The sequence below is a fragment of the Paramuribaculum intestinale genome (assembly GCF_003024925.1).
GTDB lineage: Bacteria > Bacteroidota > Bacteroidia > Bacteroidales > Muribaculaceae > Paramuribaculum > Paramuribaculum intestinale.
This window is the reverse complement of sequence record NZ_PUED01000211.1, coordinates 1-3,728: the sequence shown is the minus strand read 5'-3', so window position 1 is coordinate 3,728 and position 3,728 is coordinate 1. Positions and strand designations below refer to the sequence as shown.

Here is a 3,728-nt window from a genome sequence, read left to right as displayed (position 1 = left end):
TAGAGGAGGTGTATAAGGGGCGGCTTACCAAGAGATATGTGGGTTGCAATCGTGTCGGGGTGAGCTTCGTGCGGTTTTAGCGACATGCCTGAGTCAGTACCGAAATGGCTGATATGAACGGACATATGGGTTGTGGTGCGCCAGGGTCTGCGGACGTTGACGTGGCCGGAGGCGTGGGTGTCGGTGGCTGGTTTGTGGTGTTGGTGGGTCATAATGGGGAGCGTGCTGTGGGTCGGCGGTTGGGTGAGCGTGGTTATGAGGTGTATGTTGCTTTGCAGCGTGAGGTGAGGGTGTGGCGTGATGGTCGTCGGCGGGAGGTGGATCGTGTGGTGATTCCGTCGGTGGTGTTTGTGCGTTGTGGGGAGGGTGAGCGGCGCGATGTGCTGCGGACGTCGGGTGTGAGGGGTTTTCTGATGAATCGTGCTGGTCGTGGTGGGTCGTCGGTGGCTGTGGTGCCTGATGTTCAGCTGGATCGGTTGCGGTTTATGCTTGGGGCGACGGACCGGCGTGTGGATTTTGTGGGTGAGGGTCTGCGTGCGGGTATGTGTGTGAGGGTGGTGCGTGGTTCGCTGTGTGGTCTTTGCGGTGAGGTGGTGGGTGACGGTAGGTCGGCCGATGGGTCGGTGCGGTTGCTGGTGAGGGTGGATGCTCTGGGGTGTGCTTGTGTGGAGATTTCTGAGTTGGATCTGGAGGGTGTGTGATGGTGATGAAACGTATTTTAAGTTTAGATATAAATATTAGTTATGCAGGCTCTTATACTTGCGGCCGGAATGGGTCGGCGTCTTGGTGAGTTTACGGCTAACAATACCAAGTGTATGCTTGAGGTGAATGGGGTGAGGCTCATTGACCGTATGCTGAATCAGTTGTTTGCTCTGGATCTGTCGCGTATAGTGATCGTGGTGGGTTATGAGGGTGGCAATCTGATGGATTATATCAGCCGGCAGTATCCGGGGCGTGATATCGTTTTTGTAGAGAATCCGATCTATGACAAGACGAACAATATATATTCGCTTTGGCTTGCGCGGGAGTATATGGCTTCTGATGATACTTTGCTGCTTGAGTCGGATCTGATATTCGAGGATTCGGTGCTTGGTGCGGCGATGGAATGTGATCATAGGGACTGTGCTTTGGTGTCGAAGTATGAGATTTGGATGGACGGTACGATGGTGAGGATTGACGATGAGGATAATATCGTGAATTTCATTCCGAAGAAGGCGTTCAAGTACAGCGATACGAAGTTTTATTACAAGACGGTAAATATATATAAGTTCAGCAGGGAGTTTATAGCCAACCATTATCTGCCGTTTCTGGAGGCATATATACGTGTGCTTGGTGAGAATGAGTATTACGAGCAGGTGCTGAGGGTGATAACTCTGATAGACAATGCCGGGATTAAGGCGTTGCCGATCACGGGGATGCACTGGTATGAGATAGATGACGTGCAGGATCTGAGGATCGCTGAGACTATATTTGCTGAGCGTGAGGATCGTCTGCGGAAGCTTCAGGGCAGTTTCGGGGGATATTGGCGTTATGCCGGTCTGCTTGATTTCTGCTATCTGGTGAATCCTTATTTCCCGAAGGCGAGAATGATAGAGGAGATGAAGGCTAATTTTGAGCCTCTTCTGCGGGATTATCCTTCGGGTATGGGTGTGAATTCGCTTCTGGCGGCGAAGTATTTCGGGGTGAGGCATGATTATATGGTGGTGGGCAATGGTGCGGCTGAGCTTATCAAGAGTCTGATGGGGTGTGTTGAGGGTGGTGTGGGTGTAATATATCCGACGTTTGAGGAGTATCCCAACCGGCTTTCGGCTGACCGGATTGTGGCGTATTATCCGTCGAACGGTGATTTTTCCTATACGGCGGATGATATTGTGGATTTCTATTCGGAGAAGGAGATAGGGAGTCTGCTGATAGTGAATCCTGATAATCCTTCGGGGAACATGATAGGCCGTGAGGGGCTTGAGCGGCTTGCTGTGTGGGCCGAGGAGCGGGGTGTGAGGCTGATTGTGGATGAGTCGTTCGTGGATTTTGCGGATGAGGCAGCTGAAACGACGTTGCTCCATAATGGTGTTCTTGAGGCGCATCCGACGATGTGTGTTATGAAGTCGATCTCGAAGAGTTACGGTGTACCCGGTCTTAGGCTGGGTGTTCTGGCTAGTGCTGACAGGTCGCTGATAGATTTCATGCGGAAGGATGTGGGAATATGGAATATCAATTCGTTCGCGGAGTTTTACATGCAGATCTATGGCAAGTATGAGAAAGACTATGTGAGGTCGTGCGAGAAGTTCCGTGAAGAGCGTGCGATATTTGAGCGCGAGCTTCGTGAAATTCCTTTCCTGCGTGTGATTCCGTCGCAGGCCAATTATTTCCTGTGTGAGGTGCTTCCGCCGTTTACTTCATACAATCTAACACTACAATTGTTAGAAAGATACAGTATTTTGATTAAAGACTGTACGTCAAAAAAAGGTTTTCCAAATAATCGACATTTCATCCGAATTGCAATACGCAATCGAAAAGATGATATCCAAATGTTTAATGCATTAAAAGGCCTAATTCTATGAAAATAATTGAGAATGATCAGATTGTAGCCCTCGATATTTCCCCTGCACAATGTGTGGAATGGGCATATGAGGGATTTCTGTTGAAGCGAAAGAGTTGCATGCCTCCGAAAACTGCAATACATCTTGATGGGAGTCTGGATTTTTTTAGGACAATGCCTTGTCTTTTACCAAAAGAGTATGGAAGATTTGGATGTAAAAATGCATCAAGATTTCAATGCTCTCATCCATCGGTGAAAAGTTATCTCACTTTGTGTGACAGCACCAATGGCAACTTCATCGCATTGGTGAATTGTGACTGGATTACACCTATGCGAACCGGAGCAGTTGCTGCATTGGCTATTAAGACATTTCGTAAATCCGATGCAAGAGTCTATTCTTTCATGGGTTTAGGTTGCGCTGGAAAAGCTGCATTGCGGTGTTTTTTGGATTCAACTAAAAATGAACATTATGAGGTGAGATTATTGCAATATAAGGATCATGCCGACAAAACTATAGAAGAGTTCTCGTCCTATAAAAATGTTGAGTTCAGAATCATGGATAGTGTTGACTCTTTGGTGGATGGATCAGATGTCGTGGTGTCTGCAATTACTCAGTCAGCCGGCTTGCTGGTAAATGATATTTCATTGTTTAAGCCAGGTGTATTGCTTGTCCCGATCCATACACGTGGTTTTCAGAATTGCGACACTGTTTTCGATAAGATATTTGGTGATGACACTGCGCAAATCTCCGGTTTTCAGTTTTTTGAGCAGTTTAAGTCGTTCGGAGAGTTCTGTGATGTCCTTTCGGGAGATATATGCGGACGCGAAAATGATAGACAAAGAATTATTTCGTATAATATCGGTCTTGGACTACATGATGTGTATTTTGCATATCAAATCGAAAAGATGCTAAAGTCAAAGTGACTTCTTCTCTTGGATATAGGGCTGCACGGGGTGCGGTATGGGCGACATTGGATCGTTTTGGTTCGATGGGCATCCAGTTTGTGTTTGATAATTTATAAGTTGTGTAATGGCATATTCTAAAGTGTTATTGAAGGTTATATTGATTATTAAATGATGAGCTATAACAATTCACTTTATGTATTGCCTGAAAAAGATGGATTTTTTCATGACAGTATAAATTACTGTCTCCTTAAATGTTAAAGTGTTTGAAATAATAGATTTATTG

Annotated in this window: 3 protein-coding genes; all 3 read left to right on the top strand. The window is 46.5% G+C overall.

Going from position 1 to position 3,728, the window contains the following annotated elements:
• Window positions 1-104: 104 nt before the first annotated feature.
• From C5O24_RS11690 to C5O24_RS11680, 3 genes are read left to right on the top strand one after another with little or no spacing between them, the layout of a single operon-like run.
• A complete protein-coding gene (locus C5O24_RS11690) occupies window positions 105-701 on the top strand; it encodes a transcription termination/antitermination NusG family protein (RefSeq protein WP_107681874.1) in 597 nt (198 codons plus the stop codon).
• A 42-nt stretch (window positions 702-743) separates the two neighbouring features.
• Window positions 744-2,561 (top strand): aminotransferase class I/II-fold pyridoxal phosphate-dependent enzyme, encoded by a 1,818-nt coding sequence (locus tag C5O24_RS11685; protein ID WP_107681873.1) that lies wholly within the window; start codon window positions 744-746, stop codon window positions 2,559-2,561.
• Window positions 2,558-3,463: an ornithine cyclodeaminase gene (locus C5O24_RS11680; RefSeq protein ID WP_107681872.1), complete on the top strand. Its 906-nt coding sequence runs from the start codon at window positions 2,558-2,560 to the stop codon at window positions 3,461-3,463. Before C5O24_RS11685 ends, C5O24_RS11680 begins: the two co-directional genes overlap by 4 nt.
• The last annotated feature ends 265 nt before the right edge of the window (window positions 3,464-3,728 follow it).

What these genes read in the sequence shown, in the direction of transcription:
- C5O24_RS11690 (WP_107681874.1), top strand. Translation starts at nt 105, where the DNA reads ATGGCTGATATGAACGGACATATGGGTTGTGGTGCGCCAGGGTCTGCG.
- C5O24_RS11685 (WP_107681873.1), top strand. Translation starts at nt 744, where the DNA reads ATGCAGGCTCTTATACTTGCGGCCGGAATGGGTCGGCGTCTTGGTGAG.
- C5O24_RS11680 (WP_107681872.1), top strand. Translation starts at nt 2,558, where the DNA reads ATGAAAATAATTGAGAATGATCAGATTGTAGCCCTCGATATTTCCCCT.